This is a genomic window from Stenotrophomonas sp. Ste86, from assembly GCF_024519465.1.
Taxonomy (GTDB): Bacteria; Pseudomonadota; Gammaproteobacteria; order Xanthomonadales; family Xanthomonadaceae; genus Stenotrophomonas.
Map to the genome: position 1 here is coordinate 65,642 of NZ_JALJRW010000007.1, position 17,823 is coordinate 83,464.

Sequence of the window (17,823 nt, forward strand, 5' to 3'; positions counted from 1 at the left end):
AGGCAGACACCCCCTCAAGGGTGCGTGAAGGCTCAGCGCTTGAGGACGATGGAGCTGTAGCGCGGGTCGCAGTAGCTCTCACGGATCGCTTCTTCAAACGGCGTCTGGGCCACGCCGAAGATGGCCTCGGTATCGACCCCCTTGAAGTCGTCCCCGGCCGACAGCGCCTTGAGCTGGTCGGCGGTAAACGGAGGCTTGCTGCTGAAGACGCTGTACACCCGCAGCAGGAAGGCAAAGAAGCCGATGGGGATGTGCACGATCACCGTCCGCAGGTTCTTGACCTTCTTGATGGTGCGGATGATGTCCACATAGTCCACCCGGGTGGCGCCGACGATGTCGTAGGTTTCGCCGGTAGGCTCGCGCGCGATGCACTGGGCGATACAACGGCAGAAGTCGCGCTCGTACAGCGGCTGGCGCATGAAGCGGCCGTCGCCCGGGATCGGGAAGACGGGCGTGCGGGCCATGAAACGCGACAACCAGCCCAGGTGCTTGGGATCGAACCAGCCGAACATCAGGGTGGGGCGAAGCACGCAGTGCGCGATGCTGCTGGCGCGTACTTGGGCTTCCTGCAACCTCTTGGTTTCGGTGTAGTCGTCGGTGGCCACCGAGTTGACCACCGAAGAACTGATATGAACCATGAACGGCACCTGGTGCTGGTCGCACGCGGCAAGCACGCGTTCGGTCGCCTGCAGGTTGTTGCGATCGAACAGGGCGCGGAATTTGCCGGTGATCTGGGCATGCAACTGCACCACCACGCGGGCGCCGGCAAAGGCGTCGGCCCACTCGCCCGGTTCGGCCAAGTCAGCCAGGATGGTTGTCACGTCCGGATGCAGGCGGCGCAGGATCGCGAGGTTGTGCTCATGTTTGTCGATCGCCACCAGCTGGGAATACCCCTGCTGCTTCAATTCGACGATGAGGTTCTGCCCCACCAGGCCTGCGGCGCCGGTCAAGACGATCTTGTCACTCTTGTTTGCCATGGACGAACTCTGGAAATGTTGGGAGAACGGGATCAGCGCTTGTACGCCACGACCAGGGCCTGTTTGCCGAGGAAGCGCCACGCCAATGGGATACGCAGGTACAGCGACACCAGCCACGGCGCCTGCGGCAGCCGGCTCTTGGTGGTGTAGGGAAGGAACCTGGGTACGACGACCTTGGGATCCAACCCGGCCATCAGGACGCCTTCGACCAGGCTGCGATCGCTGAGCGCGGTGTGGTGATCGAAGTAGTCCCAGTACTCGTCGTACAGGAAGCGGATGTTCGGCTGCAGAATGATCACGCGGCCGCCAGGGCGAAGCATGCGTGCGCTCTCGCGCAGCGTCTGCAGGACCAGGTCCTTGCTTGGCAGGTGTTCAAGGAAGTTGCTCATGAACACCGCATCGACGCTGCCGCTGGGGATGGAGCTCACCGCCGTGCAGGATTCGTTGATGATGCGGATACCGTCGGCAGCGAACTTGCGCACGTCCGGATTCAGGTCCACGGCAATCTTATGCGCGGCCGGAATGTTGTTGATGAACTCGCAATAGCCGGCACCGATGTCGACCACGGTCTCATTAGGACTGACGAAGCGGCTGAAATACTGACCGCACAGCACCTGCCAGATGCGGTTCTTGCTCGCAAGTTCCTGGGGCGAGAACCGGTGGCGGTAGAGGACGTCGAGATCCTGGTCGATATCGGGCATCGGACATGTTCCTGGGAAGGGGGAAGGCGAAAGGAAAAGCGGATCAAGTCCACATCAAGCTGGAGCGAAGCGCTCTGGATGCAGGCACCCTGGCGCATCCGGCCCGCCACGGGGCGGTAACGGCTGTGCGCGCGTGCATCTTCCGTATGCGTTTTGTCAGCCCTTTGGAGAGCATGGTAGGTCAAGAGGACGGGCTGACGCAGTGCGTCCCCCGCCCCAAAATGAATGGGGGTTCGATCAGGCGCTGGCCACTTCCGCCAACCGGGTGCCGACCGCGATGCTCTCGTTGATGGAACGGTCCTCTGGGTAGTAGTAGGCCGTGTCGGCCATGAAGAAGCCTTCCACTGGCGTCTTCATGGGCGGCAGCATGTCCTGGAACCCCGGCGGGCAGATGGTCTGGGCGTACTCATAACGGTGGCAATGGGTGGCCCGGATCCATTCCGGCTTGAACGCCGGGTTGATCATCGGCAGGTAGCTGATCACCTCGTCGATAAGCTGCTGGTTGCTCCACTGCCACTTGGGGTGGGTTTTGGGCATGTAGTACGGGGCATAGACGATGTGCTCGCCCGGCCCATTGCCCGGGTTGAGGTTGCTGTACTCGATCAGCCCCGGGATGGTGATCCGCTCATCGCTGATGTTCATCCAGAAGTTCTCACTCACCGGCTTGGAGAGCTTGAGGATGACGCAGGCCACCGGGATGTTCTCGATCGCGCCGACCTGTGCGGCAAACGCGGCCGGCAGGCCCGGAACGAGCTTGGGCACATACTGGATCGGCGCGGTCGACACCACGCGGTCGTACGCGATGTGTCCGTCCCGGGTGACGATGCCGGTGACCTTGCCGTCGGTCGAGGCGACTTCCTCGATGGGTTGGGACAGCAGAATCCGGCCGCCGAGTTTCTGCACGTGCGCCGCCATCTTCTGCAGCAGCACGGCCGAACCACCGTCCAGGTAGCCCATGCTTTCATTGAAAAGATTGCGCCGCGACAGGGCCACGCGCTTGATGCGGGTACCAATCCAGGAGGCCGACAGGTCGTTCTGGTACTCGAAGAACTTCAGCGCGAAGGCCTTCTCCCACATCACCTTGTAGGCCTTTGGCCCGATCCAGCGGGTGATCCAGTCGCGCGCGTTTTCCTTGTCCAGCGCGGTCCAGTCCTGGATGCCCTTGGTATGCATCACGTGCAGGGCATAGCGGACCTTGTCGATCAGGCCCAGGTGCGGGAAGCCGAGCAACGCGAACGGGGTACCCCACTTGTGCAGCTTGCCGTCGTAGTAATAGCCCATCTTGGTGTCCGTCCAGTGCAGGCGGTCGGACAGCTGCATTTCATCCAGCAGCTTGAACAACGGATAGTCGGTCTTGCAGATGAAGTGGTAATAGCGCTCGATGCGCAGGCCGTCGAAATCGAAATCCGCGGACATGCCGCCAATGCGGTCGTCGCGCTCGAAGATGTCGACCTGGTGGCCGCGCTTGAGCAGCTCCAAGGCTGCCATGAGGCCCATGGGGCCACTACCGATGATGGCGAATTTGCTCATTGAGGTCATGTCCGTTCGTTGCTGTTTGTTCGGCGCTGCAGCACATTTCAGCTCCAGCGCGGCGGTCGATCAGGTTCCAGCGTGTTCCAGTTCTGTGCCTGTCTGGGCGTGCAGACTGCGCGGCGGGCGCTCGACCTCGGCGGCGGTGTGTGGTGCGTGCAAGGGCGGGCTGTATGGGCTGGCCGTGCGCCAGAGGGCCGCCAGCAGCCCGCCGCACAATGCCACCGTCCCTACGAGATAGCCGATCTGCATGCCTGGCAGGAACGCCCGATCCAGGGCATAGGCCCTCAGTGCCACGGCAATGCTGGCCAGCCCAACGACGTAGAACAACACCTTGCTGGTGCGTGCGAGGGCGACCAGGATCGCGGCCTGCATCAGCAGTCCGCCGGCATAGGCACCTTGATGGATGGAGGTGGCCCCGGCGTCAAACATCGCCACCATCCAGAACACCAGGACCAGTAGCACCGTGGCGAGGATCTTCAGCAGTTCAGTGAGGGCAGGATCGCGCACCCCGCGTGCCCGGCTGCGCCAATACAGCACTGCCAGGCAGGGCGGAAGCAGCAAGGGCGAGGCGAACCACATCGAATAGAACAGGTGGAAGAAGCTGACTTCGATGAACGATGCAGTGGCGGACGCGCTGTTGTTCACCATGACTGAGAGCGCATCCACGGGTGCACTGAGCGCGCCACGGGTGATGATCATGATGTCCTGCAGCCGCGCATGCAGCCACTGCGAAGGCGTCAGGTGTGAGTAGGCATCGACCAGCGCGTGCAGCGCGCTTTCGGTGCCGGGTGGCACCTTGCCGGCGAAATGCCATTTGATGAGACGATCACCGGGAGGATCGATGAAACGCTGGTAGGCGATCCAGGGCAGATAACCTGCCAGGGCGACAGCACCGGTGCGGGTCAGCATGACCAGGCCCGCGCGTCGGTACCATGCCAGTTGCATCAGCGAGGCGCCGGCGAGGAAGAACAGGGCGCCCCCGTGGGACAGCATCGCCATTGCAGCCGCGATACCGGCCTGGCCCCAGCGTCGCGGCATCCCACCAGCTGGGAAAAGGGCGCCGTAGTAGATGAGGCAGAACGCCGCTGCGAGCAGTTTGGGCCAGACAAACAAGGCGTTGACCAGTACCAGTGCGGACAGGCACAGCGCAAACAGGGTGAGCGTTCGAACCGATCTGCCGGCGAAACGATCCAGCAGGGCCGCCAGCGGAAGCAGGAACAGGGTCTGCGCCCAGGTCGAGATACCCTGGTAGACCAAGCCATGGGCCTGGGGCCAGGTGTCGCGCACCATCAGGTACAGGCCGGCCTGCAGCGGGGGGCGGTCGCTGCTCAGCCAGTCGCCGATCATCGGAACATCGAGCCGGCCCTGCGCGAGCATGTCGCCAAACAGCATGGGCAGCCACGCGTCGATCGGGAGCGGGCGCCATCGGCTGGCGCCTTCTGCGTTTGGCATGCCATTGCCATGGAACGGGAACAGGCCGATCCACAGCACCAGCAGCGCCAGCAGCAACACCGGCAGCAGTTCCTTCTGGATCCCTGCAAGCTCGCCGAACGTGCGGCCAGGGCGCCGTCCGGTCCGCAGGGCCCATGCAAACGGAAGTAGCACTGCCACGGCGGATACCACACTGCCGAGCGCGGCCGATCCGACGAAGGCGATGAACACCAGCAGCCAGATGCACCCTGCGGCAAGCAGCCCCGTGAGCGCCCGTTCGCGAGGTGTGCCGACGCGCGGCAGGCAGAACGACAACACGGTCAGCCACGCATTGCCCAACAGTACCGCCAGCAGCAACGGAAGCAGGCCCTGCTTGAACGTGTCTGCGAGCGTGACGGTGGATGCCCCCAACCCGGCCCATCCGTACATGCCGGTTGCGTGATCCTCAAGCACCACGCTGAATGCTTCCCGTGACACGTCCTCGGGGATGGTGAGATTCACGCGCTGCCAGCTTTCCCGAGGAGTGGGCAGCGACAGGATGGGGGCGGTTCTGCCGGATTGACCGACCGCGCTCAGGTTGATGCCGTGGACAGACGGGTAGCCGGTGAGCATCACGTCGATATGCCGGGTACCGGCAGGATAAGGCTGGGTCTGGATCCTGCCGGTCCAGTCATCGCCACCATCGCAGCGGGTGATGCGTCCTTCGACGGACGCATCAACTGGCAAAAAGGGGAAGGTCGATGGCGAGCAGCCACCCTGCATCGCCCGCGCAGGATCCGTCGGTGTGTTGCAGCCGGCCAGCATCAATACGCAGATCAGCAGGGCCAGGCAGCGCGCGCCGAGCATATTTTTGATCCTGGCCCGCGACACGCCACGTCCATCGGCATCGGCGGCCGCGCCGGTGCCTCCCCTGTTGTGCAGTGCAGTCATGTCAGAGCGAGATCTTGCGGAAGACAAACTCAGGAATGTTCTTGATCACCATCATGATCGCCCACCAGAAACCCGGCAGGTAGGCCACCGCGCGCCGCCGGTCGGAGGCGCGCACGATGCCCTGCGCGACCTTGTCGGCCGAGGCCCACAACGCGCCCTTCTTGAAGGCCTGCGTCATCGGGGTATCGACGAAGCCGGGCTTGATGGTCAGCACGTTGATGCCCAGCTTGCCCAGGCGCTGGCCTTGCCCGCTCAGGAACGCGGTGACCGCCGCCTTGGCGCTGCCGTACAGGTAGTTGCTGGCACGGCCGCGGTCACCGGCGACCGAGGAGATCACCGCCAGGTTGCTGCCGGCCGACAGGCGCTGGGCCAGTGCCGTGCACAGCGCGATGGTGGAGGTGCCGTTGGTGATGAACTCACGCATCGCCAGATCGACCGACTGGTCGCAGGCGGCCTGGTCGGGCAGGGTGCCGTGGGCGATCAGCACCGTATCGATACCACCGCTGGCCGCCCAGGCGGCGTCGAGCATGGCGGCGTGACCGGCCAGGTCGTTGACGTCAAGCGCATAGGCGTCCACCTGGTGGGCACCGCGCACGCGCAGGTCGGCGGCGATGGCGTCCAGGCGGTTCGCATTGCGGCCGACCAGGAAAATCGTGCTGGCGCGGGCGGCATACAGCCGGGCCACCGCTTCAGCGATGGCGGAGGTGGCGCCGATGATCAGAACCTTTTGCATGCTTACTCCATGACCCGGCGCCAGAAGCCGGACGAAAAACGGGGATCGATATGGTGGGAGAAGGCCTCCCAGGCCGGGAAGGCCTGGCGGAACAGGGCGCCGGACATGCGCGCATCCTTGGCCGGGTACACCGCCCCGCCCGCCTCGGCGACGATGCGGTCGAGCCGCTCCAGCATCCTGAACAGGTCAGGCCCGGTATTCGGGAAGTCCAGCGCCAGTGTCGTGCCCGGGCGCGGGAAGGAAAGCATACCCGGTGCCGGGGCATCCCCGAATTCCTTCAGGACCGCCAGGAACGAGCCGCGCCCGCTGCGCGAGATCTCCGACAGCAGGGCGGCGGTGGCGTCGCGCGCGGTTGCCGGCGGCAGCACGCACTGGTGCTGCAGGAAGCCGGCCGGGCCGTACATCCGGTTCCAGTCGTTGATGCCATCCAGCGGGTAGAAGTAGCTCTGGTAGTGCGACAGGTGGCGCGTGCGGCGGCCGGGCTGGCGCCAGTAGTACAGGGTATTGAACGGGCGCAGGGTCAGGCCGTTGACCATCGAGACCGGCGGCACGAACGGGATGCTGCGGCGGGGCATCGCGCTGGGCGTGGCCGCCCGCGGGTCGCCCCGGGCATGGTCGCCGCGCAGGAAGTGGCCGCGCCCGAGCTGCTTGCCGGTGGCCAGGCAGTCGATCCACGCCACGGTGTATTCGAAGCCCGCGGCCGAGTCGCGCGAGAGCGTGAAGAACTCGTCCAGCGAGTCGAAACGGATGGACTCGGTTTCGATCCACGGCCCAGGCACGCGCCGCAACTGCAGTTCGGCCCAGGTGATCAAGCCGGTCAGGCCCAAGCCGCCGATGGTGGCGACAAACAGCCCGGTGGCGTCATCGGCACCCAGTGCGATCCGTTGGCCGTCGCTGCGCAGCAGCTCAAAACCCCGCAGGTGGTGGCCGAAACTGCCGGCCCGATGATGGTTTTTGCCGTGCACATCGTTGGCGATCGCCCCGCCCACCGTGGCGTAGCGGGTGCCGGGCGTGACCGGCAGGAACCAGCCCTGCGGCAGCGCCACCTCGATGATCTCGGCCAGCGTCACGCCGGCCTCGCAACGCACGATGCCGGTTGCGGGGTCGAACGCGATGAACCTGTCCAGCGACCGCGCCATCAACAGCGTGCCGCCCGGGTTGAGACAACTGTCGCCATAGCTGCGCCCATTGCCATGGGGCAGCATCAGGCCATCGACGGCCGGCAGCAGGGCAGCACGGTCGGTGACCGGCGCCAGCTGCTGTGTCGCCCGGGGGTAACGCCCCCAGGACTGGCCGCCGGCAGACCTCATATCGCGGCCAGCACGATCACCACGCCCAGCGCGATGACCATCTGGCTGCCACGGTCGGTGGCGGCGAATACAATCGGGTCATCGTGCATGTCGCCGCGATGGGACACGATCCACATGCGACTGATCCAGTACAGCAGGATCGGACACAGCAGCCACAGCACCTTGGGATGGCGGTACAGCTCCATGCTCTCGGGGCTGTTGATGTACAGCGCGAACACCAGCACGCCGATGTAACCGGCTGCCGCGCCGAGCGACTGCACCAAGGGGAGGTCGGCGACCGAGTAGCCGCGTCCGATCGCCAGATCTTTGCCATTGGCCAGGGCCGAAGCCAGCTCGGTGTAGCGTTTGAGCATCGCCAGGCTGAGGAAGACGAACATCGAGAACGCCAGCAGCCAGAACGACAGTTCCGAGCCGATCGCCACGGTGCCGCCGATGATGCGCACGGTATACAGCGCGGCCAGCAGCACCACATCGATCATGACGATGCGCTTGAGCTGCAGCGAGTAGCCCAACGTCATAACGTAGTAGCACAGCAATACCAACGCGAACGACGGGCTGCACAGCAACGCCAATGCGAACCCGGCCAGGGTCAACAGCGGCGCGACCAGCAGACCGTGCAGCAGCGGCAGCGTACCGGCCGCGAACGGACGTTTGCGCTTGCGCGGGTGCATCCGGTCGGGGGTGAGGTCGAGCAGGTCGTTGAGCAGATACACGCCCGAGGCGCACAGACCAAAGGCCAGGAACGCCGTGCCGGCATCCACCAGTGCGGTGGGGTCCAGGAAGCGGTGCGCGGTCAGCAGCGGCACCAACACCAGCAGGTTCTTCAACCACTGATAGATGCGCAGCGCCTTGATCCAGGTCAGCAGGCCCCCATTCTGCGCGGGCAGGTGCGCCAGCACCTCGGTGCGCTTGGCCGCTTCGCGGGCCAGGCCCTCACCGTTGTTGACCACGATGGCGCCGCCGGCGTGCGCCCAGACCTGCAGGTCGACCCGGCCATTGCCCATGTAGTCGAAGCCGCGTTCGCCGAAGCGCTCGGCCAGCGCCTTGCCCTTGTTGTGGCCGGACAGGTTGGTGTGGCCATCGCTGGCCATCACCTCTTCGAACAGGCCCAGATGGTCGGCGATCGGCTGCACCAGCATCTGGTCCGACGCGGTGCACAGCACGCGCGGTCGCTGCGTGGTGGTCCGCAGAATCTCCAGCACGCGCTCGTCGTAGGGCAGGGTCTCGGCAGGCAGCTGCACGCGGGATGCCAGCTGGCGCTTGACCGCCGCCTTGCCGCCGAGCAGCCAGAACGGGATCAGGAACAGATACAGCGGGTTGCGGGCGAGCAGGGCGAGGAGCGATTCATAGAGGATGTCGCTGCGCAGCAGCGTGCCGTCCAGGTCCACGCAGAGGGCACGATGTTCAATGGCCAAGATTCAGGACTCCGGCGGTTGTGGGCACGTTGTGCATGGAAAAAGCAGTGTTCTCGTCCAAGGAAATCAAGCTTGCAGCGCGGTGGTCCACTCAGCGCATCCCGTGGCGGCTGGACGGCAGTTCGAGGCTGAGCATGGCCAGCATCCCCACTGCGACGGCCATCCAGAGGCTGACCAGGCGGATACCGACGGCAGCGGCCAGTGCGACATCGAGCGAGGTTCCCAATGCGCCCAACATCACCACGATGGCCGCCTCGGTGGTGCCCACGCCGCCCGGCACGAACGATACCGCACCTGCAAGCATCGCGACCGGATAGATGCCCAGCGCATGCTGCCAGGCCAGGGGGATGCCCATCGCGTGGCACAGGTAGGCGAATGCGGCTGCGGTGAGGGACCAGGCGAGCGCACCCAGGGCGATTCCTGGGCCGAGGGTGCGCAGGTGCAGCAGCGGTCCGGCATCCCTGGCGCCACTGAGCAGGAAGTTGGCGAGCTGACGAACCCGTTTGCCCGGCAGTCGGGCGGCGACGCTGTCCAGGGTGGCCTGCAGCCACGGCCAAGCGACGGCCAGGCACAGCGCCAGAAGGAATCCCAGCACGACGCCGACCAGCAGGCCAAAAGCCGGGATCAGCGTGGCCGCGCCGAGTCCAAGGAAGACTATGACCAGCAGATCGAGCCCACGCTCGTAGATGAAGGTGCCTAGCACCGTCCTGGGTGGCACCTGGAACATCCCGAAATAGCGGATCCGCAGCAGCTCCCCGGCCTTGCCAGGGGATGCGGTAAAGGCGAAGCCGGCCAGGTACGCGCGTAGGCCCGCCCACCACGGAAACGCGCGATGTCCTTGGGCGGACAGCGCGGTATGCCAGCGCTGGTAGCGAATCGCGAAGCTGAGCAGCACCAGTACCGCGCATACGGCAAGAGGGCCCGACAGGTCCGCCAGCCTCGACAGGATCCCGGTGCCGCGGTCCAGATACACCAAAAGCCCCAGATAGCCGGCACCGATAACCAGCAGAAAAGCTACCGAGCGCTTCCGCTTGGTGTCCGGATCGGGTGCGAGGGGGCTATCGTGAAGCGGGCGCATGGGTCGGAGCTCCGCTTTCTGGCAGCTGCTGGTCGAACCGCAAATTGTACCAAAATCGGGTGTCGTTTTTGAAACAGATGGGCTGGAAGGGGCGCCTCACTGCTTCAGATCCCTGGCATCCGTCGTATCCAGCGGAAGCCGGCCGAATCGGGCGATGTCGGCAACTCAGTCGACGTCGATGACCATATCCATCGACTTGTAGCGTTCGATGACTCGCTTGCTCTCTTCGTAGTAGGTCTTCTGCGACGGCGGGACGTAGTACTCCGAATAGGAGCCGTCGCCATCGGTCAGGATGTATTCGGCGCCGAGGTTGGAGACCTTGTCCACTGCGCACTTTTCGAAAAATGTGCAGCCGAGAAACAGGTTGTGGGCCTTCTTCACCCCGAGCAGGCTGATCAGCGATGGCGCCAGGTCCAGCGAATTCTTGCCGGCCACGTCGATCATCCGGTGCTCGGCACCTTTCCAGTACATCAGCAACGGGATGGTATCGACGAAGTACCCGTGAACGCGGTCATCTGCCCGGACCGCGTTGGGTCCGGGGAAGGTGGAGTGGTCGGCGGTGAACACCAGCAGCGTGTTCTCATGCAGGCGGCTTGCCATGAAACGGTCAATGAACCGGCCGAGATCGCGGTCGTAGGTATGGAAGCGGTTGAGCAGCGGGTTGTCGCCGCCCGCATAGGCGTACTCGCCATCCAGAAACGCGTGCGTCTGAAAGTTGTAGGCAGCGGCGAAGAAGGGCTGGTCGTGGGGCTGCGACTCAAGTTCGGTCAGCATGGTGTCGAACAACGCGCTGTCGGAGAGATACTTGGGACGCTCGCCTTCGCCACCACCGCTCAGGTAGTGGTCATATAGATAATCACGCCCCAGCACGCGGTCGAAGCCCAGCGTTTCGACCATCTTGTTCAGATACTCCTGCTGGGACAGGAAGAACATGCTGCGGTACCCCTGCGCGCGCAGGACCTCGGGAATGCTGATCCGCGAGATCGCGGTGATATCGTCGGAGACATCGCGCTGTCCGATTCCGGTGCCTTCCTGGTTGTAGCCATCCACCTCCTGGTGGCCCGAGGTCAACTGCCCGCGCAACCCGCGGAAGGTGGCGGCGGTGTGGTTGTAGTAGTTGCTGAACACAAGCGAGCCACCAGCAAGGCGGTCCAGATTGGGCGTTACGCCCGGGTGCCGGCTGCCGTAGGTATCCATCCACCGGGCCGACATGCCCTCGGTGAAGATCACAATGACGTTCGGCCGCTCGGGTAGCGCGTGGGTAAACGCCTCCGGGAAACCCTGCTGATAGACGGTGCGCCGCGAGAACTCGGCGCGCGCCTCGATCAGTTCGGCTGCGCTGAGCTGGACCTGGCCACTCATGCCGGCCGACGTGGCGGCCGAGCGAAGGAAAGAAGAGATCGGTGCTTCCCCGCGCGCGACCACGATGCCACGGGCCAGTGGCTGAATGGCCAACAGCGTGGCATAGCCTGTACCCAGCACCAGAATGACAACCGCGGTGATGCGACGCGATAGTGGCTTGTATGTGGTGCGGACCACGCAGGCATGTCCGATGAACGCTGTCAGGAATACGGCCAACAGCGCATAGATGCCATCGAATGCGATCAACCCGACCACTTCCTGGTTGGCGAATGCGATCGGAGGAATGAGGCCGCCGGAAATCCAGATCGAATAGAGCTGGGCCATGTAGATGCAACCAGCAAGCGCGGGCAGCACAAGCATCAGGATGCGCAACGGCACGAAGCGCAAGCGCAGCGTCAGCCGCGTTGCCAAATCCAGCAGCACAAGCTCGAGCGCGCAGCTTGCGGCAAACACAGCGAGGTCCGTAGCTGCCTGGAAGCGCAGCATTCGGAACAGCAGGACAAGGGTCGAGAGTCCTGCGACGCACGTTCCCCACGCGGGAAGCCGCCGGAGGAGGGTCGAATCTGAGATCTTCATTATCTGAACGGACGATCCAGTCGGATCTTCCCTGCAACGCTCCCTGTAAGGCCCTGCTTTCCCTGCGGCCCAAGTTAAGTCCGCGTGATGGGCAGCATCATACGGGGTGTGCCATGGGACTGAAATACTGATCGATCTTTCCGCCACGTTCTGTGTGGTCGATAGCAAATCAAGCGCACCCCAACGTATCCCCGGCACGCACCTCGTCCGATGCTGATACGCGACAACCGGCGTGGCCAAATGAAAAAAGCCGGAATCCACTGGGGATTCCGGCCTTCAAATGCCGCGCTGGCGCGTTTGCCTTACAACGCCGCTTCCAGCTCCGGCAACAACGTGAACAGATCACCCACCAACCCAATATCGGCGATCTCGAAGATCGGCGAATCCGGATCCTTGTTGATCGCCACGATCGTGCCGGCGTCCTTGATCCCGGTCAGATGCTGGATCGCACCGCTGATGCCCACGGCCACATACAGCTCCGGCGAGATGATCTTGCCGGTCTGGCCGACCTGCAGGTCGCTCGGCACGTAGCCGGCATCCACGGCGGCGCGCGAGGCACCGACGGCGGCGCCGAGCTTGTCGGCCAGCTGGAAGATCACCTTGAAGTTCTCTTCCGAGCCCACGCCACGGCCGCCGGAGACCACGCGCTTGGCGCTCTGCAGGTCGGGGCGGTCGGTGGCACCGGCGGCCAGGCCGACGAAGCGGGTGTGGGTCGGCAGGGCCGCGTCGACATTGGCCGCTTCAATCGCGGCGCTGCCGCCCTTGGCCGCTTCCGGCCAGGACGCGGCACGCACCGTGGCGACCACGATCTGGTCGGCCGGCACGTCGACGGTGATGATCGCGTTGCCCGCGTAGATCGGGCGCTTGAAGCTGTGGCTGCCTTCAACGGTCATCAGGTCCGAGACCTGGTTGACGCCCAGCAGGGCGGCCACGCAGGGCATGAGGTCCTTGCCGAAGGTGGTCGAGGGGCCGAACACATGGGTGTAGCCCTTGGCAAGCTGCGCGATCTGCGGGGCCAGCACTTGGGCCAGCGCCTGCGCGTTGGCGGGGTTGGCCACGGTCAGCACCTTGGTCACGCCAGCCAGCTGGGCGGCTTCAGCGGCCGCGCCAGCCGGGTCGGCGGCCAGCACCAGCACGTCGATGCTGGCACCGCTGATGGCGGCGGCGGCACTGACGGTCTTGGCGGTGGCGGCGTTGAGCTTGCCGTCGTGGTGCTCGGCGACAACGAGGATCTTGGTCATTACAGCAACCCCTTCTGCTTGAGTGCGGCGACCAGTTCGGCCGCGTCCTTGACCATCACGCCCTTGCTGCGCTTGACCGGCGCGGCGTACTGGGTGGTTTTGAAGGTATCGGCGGCGTCCACGCCCAGGTCGGCCAGCTGCAGGGTTTCCATCGGCTTGGCCTTGGCCTTCATGATGTCCGGCAGCTTGATGAAGCGCGGCTCATTGAGGCGCAGGTCGGTGGTGACCACGGCCGGCAGGTCCACTTCCAGCGTTTCCAGGCCGGCATCGACTTCACGGGTGACCGTGGCCTTGCCGCCGTCGATCTGCAGCTTGCTGGCGAAGGTCGCCTGCGGGCGGCCCCACAGCGTGGCCAGCATCTGGCCGGTCTGGTTGGCGTCGTCGTCGATGGCCTGCTTGCCGAGGATGACCAGGTCCGGCTGTTCCTTCTCCACCAGCTTGAGCAGGGTGCGCGCAGCGGTCAGCGGCTGGATGGCCTGGTCGGTGACCACGTGGATGGCGCGGTTGGCGCCCATGGCCAGGCCGTTGCGCAGGTGGGCCTGGGCGTCGGCGGGGGCAATGGTGGCCACCACGACTTCGGTGGCGATGCCCTGGTCGCGCAGACGCAGCGCTTCTTCCAGCGCGATCTCATCGAACGGGTTGGGGGACAGCTTGACGCCGTCGGTGACCACGCCGGAACCGTCCGGCTTGACCTGAATGCGGACGTTGTAGTCCACCACGCGCTTGTACGCGACGAGGATTTTCATCTGGTGCTGGATCCTTCAATAACGGGGGAACGTTCGGTTCTGTAGACAGCAACCGGTTCGGGGGTGGGACCGCGATTCTAACTGGCCGAAGGCAACCATGCGAATGCGTATGGTTATGTTGCGGCGCGGCACAAAATGCGCATCCCAGCGGTTTCGTTCACGTCCGGCAGGCAGTCGTGAAGACCGCCCACCTGTATCCTGTAGCGCTGCATCCGGAGCGCTGCATTGGCGGCCGGAGACTTTAGAACCGAACAGGAGAACGGGTAGTGCCCACATGGCTTGTCACCGGCGGAGCCGGATTCATTGGCGGTAACTTTGTACTCGAAGCGGTCGCCAAGGGCGTCAAAGTGGTCAACCTCGATGCGCTGACCTACGCCGGCAACCTGAAGACGCTGGCGCCGCTGGACGGCAACCCGGATCACGTGTTCGTGCACGGCGACATCGGTGATCATTCCCTGGTGGCGCGCCTGCTGGCCGAGCACCAGCCCGACGCGGTGCTGAACTTCGCCGCCGAAAGCCATGTGGATCGCTCCATCGATGGCCCGGGTGCGTTCATCCAGACCAACGTGGTCGGCACCTTGGCCCTGCTCGAGACCGTGCGCGACTATTGGAAGGCGCTGCCGGCCGACAAGGGCGCGGCCTTCCGCTTCCTGCACGTGTCCACCGACGAGGTCTACGGCACCCTAGGCGAGACCGGCAAGTTCACCGAAACCACCCCGTTCGCGCCCAATTCGCCGTATTCGGCGTCCAAGGCGGCCTCCGACCACCTGGTGCGTGCGTTCCACCACACCTACGGGTTGCCGGTGCTGACCACCAACTGCTCGAACAACTACGGCCCGTACCACTTCCCGGAGAAGCTCATTCCGCTGGTGATCGCCAAGGCGCTGGCCGGCGAGCCGCTGCCAGTCTATGGCGACGGCAAGCAGGTACGCGACTGGCTGTTCGTGAGCGACCACTGCGAAGCGATCCGCACCGTGCTGGCCAAGGGTCAGGTCGGCGAGACCTACAACGTCGGCGGCAACTCGGAAAAGCAGAATATCGAAGTGGTGCACGCGATCTGCGCGCTGCTCGATGCACGCCGCCCGCGCGACGATGGCCAGCCGCGCAGCAGCCAGATCACCTACGTTACCGACCGCCCCGGCCATGACCGCCGCTATGCGATCGACGCCAGCAAGTTGAAGGACCAGCTGGGTTGGGAGCCGAAGTACACCTTCGAGCAAGGCATCGGCTTCACCGTGGACTGGTACCTGGACAACCAGGAATGGGTCAACGGCGTGCTCGACGGCAGCTACCGCCTGCAGCGCATCGGCACCACCGCCTGAGGGCGGTGATCACCAGTAAAGAGGAAATTCGCATGACTCAACGCAAGGGCATCATCCTCGCGGGCGGTTCGGGCACACGCCTGTACCCGATCACCAAGGGCGTCAGCAAGCAGCTGCTGCCGGTGTACGACAAGCCGATGATCTATTACCCGCTCAGCGTGCTGATGCTGGCGGGGATCCGCGACGTGCTGATCATCAACACGCCGCACGAGCAGGCGCTGTTCCAGACCCTGCTGGGCGACGGCTCGCAGTGGGGCATGAACATCCAGTACGCCGTGCAGCCGAGTCCGGACGGGCTGGCGCAGGCTTATCTCATTGGTCGTGACTTCGTCGACGGTAAACCGAGCTGCCTGGTACTGGGCGACAACATCTTCCACGGCCATGGCCTGCGGGAAGTGCTGCGCAATGCCGACGAGCGCGATCACGGCGCGACCGTGTTCGGCTATTGGGTCAACGATCCGGAGCGCTACGGCGTGGCCGAGTTCGACAAGGCCGGCAAGGTCATCGACCTGGTCGAGAAGCCGGCCAATCCGCGTTCCAACTACGCGGTGACCGGCCTGTATTTCTACGACGGCAACGCCAGCCACCACGCGGCCGAGCTGAAGCCGTCGCCGCGCGGCGAGCTGGAGATCACCGATCTCAACCAGCGCTATCTGCGCGAAGGCAACCTGCATCTGGAGGCGCTGGGTCGCGGCTACGCGTGGCTGGATACCGGCACCCACCAGTCGCTGCTGGAGGCGTCCAACTTCATCGAGACCATCCAGACCCGACAGGGCCTGCAGGTCTGCTGCCCGGAAGAAATCGCCTTCGGCCAGGGCTGGATCAACGCCGAGCAACTGGAGGCGCTGGCCGCCCCGCTGATCAAGAACGGCTACGGCCAATACCTGCATAAACTGGCTGTACGAGGAGTGGTGCCGTGAAAGTAATTGAGACCAAACTGCCGGGCTGCGTGGTGATCGAGCCGGCGGTGTTCGGCGACGAGCGCGGCTTCTTCTTCGAGACCTGGAATGCCGAGCGTTTCGGCCAGCACGGTCTGCCGACCAAGTTCGTGCAGAGCAACGTCTCCACCTCGGCCAAGGGCGTGCTGCGCGGCCTGCATTACCAGTGGCCGCGGCCGCAGGGCAAGCTGGTCAGCGTGCTCGAAGGTGAGGTGTACGACGTGGCGGTGGATATCCGTCGCGGCTCGCCGACCTTCGGCCAGTGGGAAGCGGTGGTGCTGAGTGCGGAGAACAAGAAGCAGTTCTGGATCCCGGAAGGCTTCGCGCATGGCTTTGCGGTGCTGTCCGAGCGTGCGGTCTTCAGCTACCTGTGCACCGAGGTGTATCTGAAGGACTTCGATGCCGGCGTGCGCTGGAATGATGCCGACATCGCCGTGGACTGGCCGATCAGTGGCCCGACGCTGTCGGCCAAGGATGAGGCCGCGCCGTTCCTGAAGGACATCGCCGAAGACCGCCTGCCGGTCTACCAGCCGTGACGGTGCTGCTGTTCGGCGGCAATGGCCAGTTGGGCCGGGAACTGCAGCGCGCGCTGGCGCCGCTGGGCACGATCGTAGCGACCACCCGTAGTGGCGCGCTGCCCGATGGCAGTGCCTGCGAAACGGCCGACTTCAACGAGCCCGCGTCGCTGGTTGCGCTGCTGGATCGCGTTCGTCCGGACGTGGTGGTCAATGCGGCCGCCTATACGGCGGTGGACCGCGCAGAAGAAGAGCGCGATGCGGCCTGGCGCGCCAACGCCGAAGCGCCGGGCGTCATCGCGCGCTGGTGCGCCGCTGCCGGTGTGCCGCTGGTGCATTACTCCACCGATTACGTGTTCGACGGGCAGGGCACCCGCCCGTACCGCGAAGACGATGCCACTGCGCCGCTGGGCGTGTACGGCGCCAGCAAGCTGGCCGGTGAAGAAGACATCCGCGCGGCCGGCGGCCGTCATCTGATCTTCCGCACCGCATGGGTGTATGCCCCGCACAGCGCCAACTTCCTGCGCACCATGCTGCGGGTGGGCGCTGACCGCGACGTGCTGCGCGTGGTCGCCGACCAGATCGGCACGCCGACCCCGGCGGCGCTGATCGCCGATGTCACCGCGCAGGCGTTGCAGCATGCCGGTGGCCTGTCGGGCACCTGGCACCTGACCGCCAATGGCGAAACCAGCTGGCATGGTTTCGCCGAGGCCATCTTTGCCGAGGCGGTATCAGCCGGAAAGCTGGCGCGCGCGCCGAAGGTGGAGGCGATCACCACCGCCGACTACCCGACGCCGGCCAAGCGCCCGGCGTATTCGCACCTGGACGTGAGCAAGCTCGAGTCGGATTTCGGCATTGCGCTGCCCAGTTGGCAGGATGGTTTGAAGCAGGTGATCGCAGCGCTCTGAAGCTGCACTGCGGATCGCCCGCACCGCGTCAGCCATGCATGGCATGGCTCTACCGGACAATGAAAAACCCGGCCTTGGCCGGGTTTTTTTGTCTCTGCGGTGCCCAT

At 64.8% G+C, this 17,823-nt stretch carries 15 protein-coding genes; 4 read left to right on the forward strand and 11 right to left on the reverse strand.

Going from position 1 to position 17,823, the window contains the following annotated elements:
- Positions 1–32: 32 nt before the first annotated feature.
- The 11 genes from NR101_RS08960 to NR101_RS09010 all read right to left on the reverse strand — a co-directional run bounded on the left by NR101_RS08960 (position 33) and on the right by NR101_RS09010 (position 14,033).
- Entirely contained in the window at positions 33–977 is a 945-nt protein-coding gene (locus tag NR101_RS08960) for an NAD-dependent epimerase/dehydratase family protein (protein WP_256775323.1), read from the reverse strand.
- Positions 978–1,009: 32 nt separating this feature from the next.
- The gene (locus NR101_RS08965) at positions 1,010–1,678 is read right to left on the reverse strand and encodes a class I SAM-dependent methyltransferase (protein ID WP_123731243.1); all 669 of its coding nucleotides are present in this window, start codon (positions 1,676–1,678) and stop codon (positions 1,010–1,012) included.
- A 237-nt stretch (positions 1,679–1,915) separates the two neighbouring features.
- Entirely contained in the window at positions 1,916–3,208 is a 1,293-nt protein-coding gene (locus NR101_RS08970; protein WP_256775324.1) for an NAD(P)/FAD-dependent oxidoreductase, read from the reverse strand.
- A gap of 69 nt (positions 3,209–3,277) precedes the next feature.
- Entirely contained in the window at positions 3,278–5,572 is a 2,295-nt protein-coding gene (locus NR101_RS08975; RefSeq protein ID WP_256775325.1) for a hypothetical protein, read from the reverse strand.
- A 1-nt stretch (position 5,573) separates the two neighbouring features.
- Entirely contained in the window at positions 5,574–6,305 is a 732-nt protein-coding gene (locus NR101_RS08980; protein WP_256775326.1) for an SDR family oxidoreductase, read from the reverse strand.
- 2 nt (positions 6,306–6,307) lie between these two features.
- Complete coding sequence (locus NR101_RS08985; RefSeq protein ID WP_256775327.1) at positions 6,308–7,615, reverse strand: FAD-binding oxidoreductase; 1,308 nt, start codon at positions 7,613–7,615, stop codon at positions 6,308–6,310.
- Complete coding sequence (locus NR101_RS08990; protein ID WP_256775401.1) at positions 7,612–9,003, reverse strand: UbiA family prenyltransferase; 1,392 nt, start codon at positions 9,001–9,003, stop codon at positions 7,612–7,614. The genes NR101_RS08985 and NR101_RS08990 overlap by 4 nt, the downstream gene beginning before the upstream one ends.
- A 118-nt stretch (positions 9,004–9,121) precedes the next feature.
- Positions 9,122–10,108, reverse strand: coding sequence for a lysylphosphatidylglycerol synthase transmembrane domain-containing protein (locus NR101_RS08995; protein WP_256775328.1), 987 nt, complete (start codon positions 10,106–10,108; stop codon positions 9,122–9,124).
- Positions 10,109–10,273: 165 nt separating this feature from the next.
- Positions 10,274–11,956 (reverse strand): LTA synthase family protein, encoded by a 1,683-nt coding sequence (locus tag NR101_RS09000; RefSeq protein WP_256775329.1) that lies wholly within the window; start codon positions 11,954–11,956, stop codon positions 10,274–10,276.
- A gap of 392 nt (positions 11,957–12,348) precedes the next feature.
- Complete coding sequence (locus NR101_RS09005; RefSeq protein ID WP_256775330.1) at positions 12,349–13,287, reverse strand: electron transfer flavoprotein subunit alpha/FixB family protein; 939 nt, start codon at positions 13,285–13,287, stop codon at positions 12,349–12,351.
- Positions 13,287–14,033: an electron transfer flavoprotein subunit beta/FixA family protein gene (locus NR101_RS09010; RefSeq protein WP_256775331.1), complete on the reverse strand. Its 747-nt coding sequence runs from the start codon at positions 14,031–14,033 to the stop codon at positions 13,287–13,289. Before NR101_RS09010 ends, NR101_RS09005 begins: the two co-directional genes overlap by 1 nt.
- 266 nt (positions 14,034–14,299) lie before the next feature.
- On the opposite strand from NR101_RS09010, the gene rfbB reads away from it, so the two are divergent.
- The 4 genes from rfbB to rfbD are packed head-to-tail and all read left to right on the forward strand — an operon-like array spanning position 14,300 to position 17,716.
- Positions 14,300–15,355 (forward strand): dTDP-glucose 4,6-dehydratase, encoded by a 1,056-nt coding sequence (gene rfbB, locus NR101_RS09015; protein ID WP_256775332.1) that lies wholly within the window; start codon positions 14,300–14,302, stop codon positions 15,353–15,355.
- Positions 15,356–15,387: 32 nt separating this feature from the next.
- Complete coding sequence (gene rfbA / locus NR101_RS09020) at positions 15,388–16,275, forward strand: glucose-1-phosphate thymidylyltransferase RfbA (protein WP_256775333.1); 888 nt, start codon at positions 15,388–15,390, stop codon at positions 16,273–16,275.
- The gene (gene rfbC / locus NR101_RS09025) at positions 16,272–16,829 is read left to right on the forward strand and encodes a dTDP-4-dehydrorhamnose 3,5-epimerase (protein ID WP_256775334.1); all 558 of its coding nucleotides are present in this window, start codon (positions 16,272–16,274) and stop codon (positions 16,827–16,829) included. Before rfbA ends, rfbC begins: the two co-directional genes overlap by 4 nt.
- Positions 16,826–17,716, forward strand: a complete 891-nt coding sequence (gene rfbD, locus NR101_RS09030; protein ID WP_256775335.1) for a dTDP-4-dehydrorhamnose reductase — start codon at positions 16,826–16,828, stop codon at positions 17,714–17,716. Before rfbC ends, rfbD begins: the two co-directional genes overlap by 4 nt.
- The last annotated feature ends 107 nt before the right edge of the window (positions 17,717–17,823 follow it).

Bases quoted from the DNA above. Each gene is read 5' to 3' on its own strand.
- NR101_RS08960 (WP_256775323.1), bottom strand. From the start codon at position 977: ATGGCAAACAAGAGTGACAAGATCGTCTTGACCGGCGCCGCAGGCCTG.
- NR101_RS08965 (WP_123731243.1), bottom strand. From the start codon at position 1,678: ATGCCCGATATCGACCAGGATCTCGACGTCCTCTACCGCCACCGGTTC.
- NR101_RS08970 (WP_256775324.1), bottom strand. From the start codon at position 3,208: ATGAGCAAATTCGCCATCATCGGTAGTGGCCCCATGGGCCTCATGGCA.
- NR101_RS08975 (WP_256775325.1), bottom strand. From the start codon at position 5,572: ATGACTGCACTGCACAACAGGGGAGGCACCGGCGCGGCCGCCGATGCC.
- NR101_RS08980 (WP_256775326.1), bottom strand. From the start codon at position 6,305: ATGCAAAAGGTTCTGATCATCGGCGCCACCTCCGCCATCGCTGAAGCG.
- NR101_RS08985 (WP_256775327.1), bottom strand. From the start codon at position 7,615: ATGAGGTCTGCCGGCGGCCAGTCCTGGGGGCGTTACCCCCGGGCGACA.
- NR101_RS08995 (WP_256775328.1), bottom strand. From the start codon at position 10,108: ATGCGCCCGCTTCACGATAGCCCCCTCGCACCCGATCCGGACACCAAG.
- NR101_RS09000 (WP_256775329.1), bottom strand. From the start codon at position 11,956: ATGCTGCGCTTCCAGGCAGCTACGGACCTCGCTGTGTTTGCCGCAAGC.
- NR101_RS09005 (WP_256775330.1), bottom strand. From the start codon at position 13,287: ATGACCAAGATCCTCGTTGTCGCCGAGCACCACGACGGCAAGCTCAAC.
- NR101_RS09010 (WP_256775331.1), bottom strand. From the start codon at position 14,033: ATGAAAATCCTCGTCGCGTACAAGCGCGTGGTGGACTACAACGTCCGC.
- rfbA (WP_256775333.1), top strand. From the start codon at position 15,388: ATGACTCAACGCAAGGGCATCATCCTCGCGGGCGGTTCGGGCACACGC.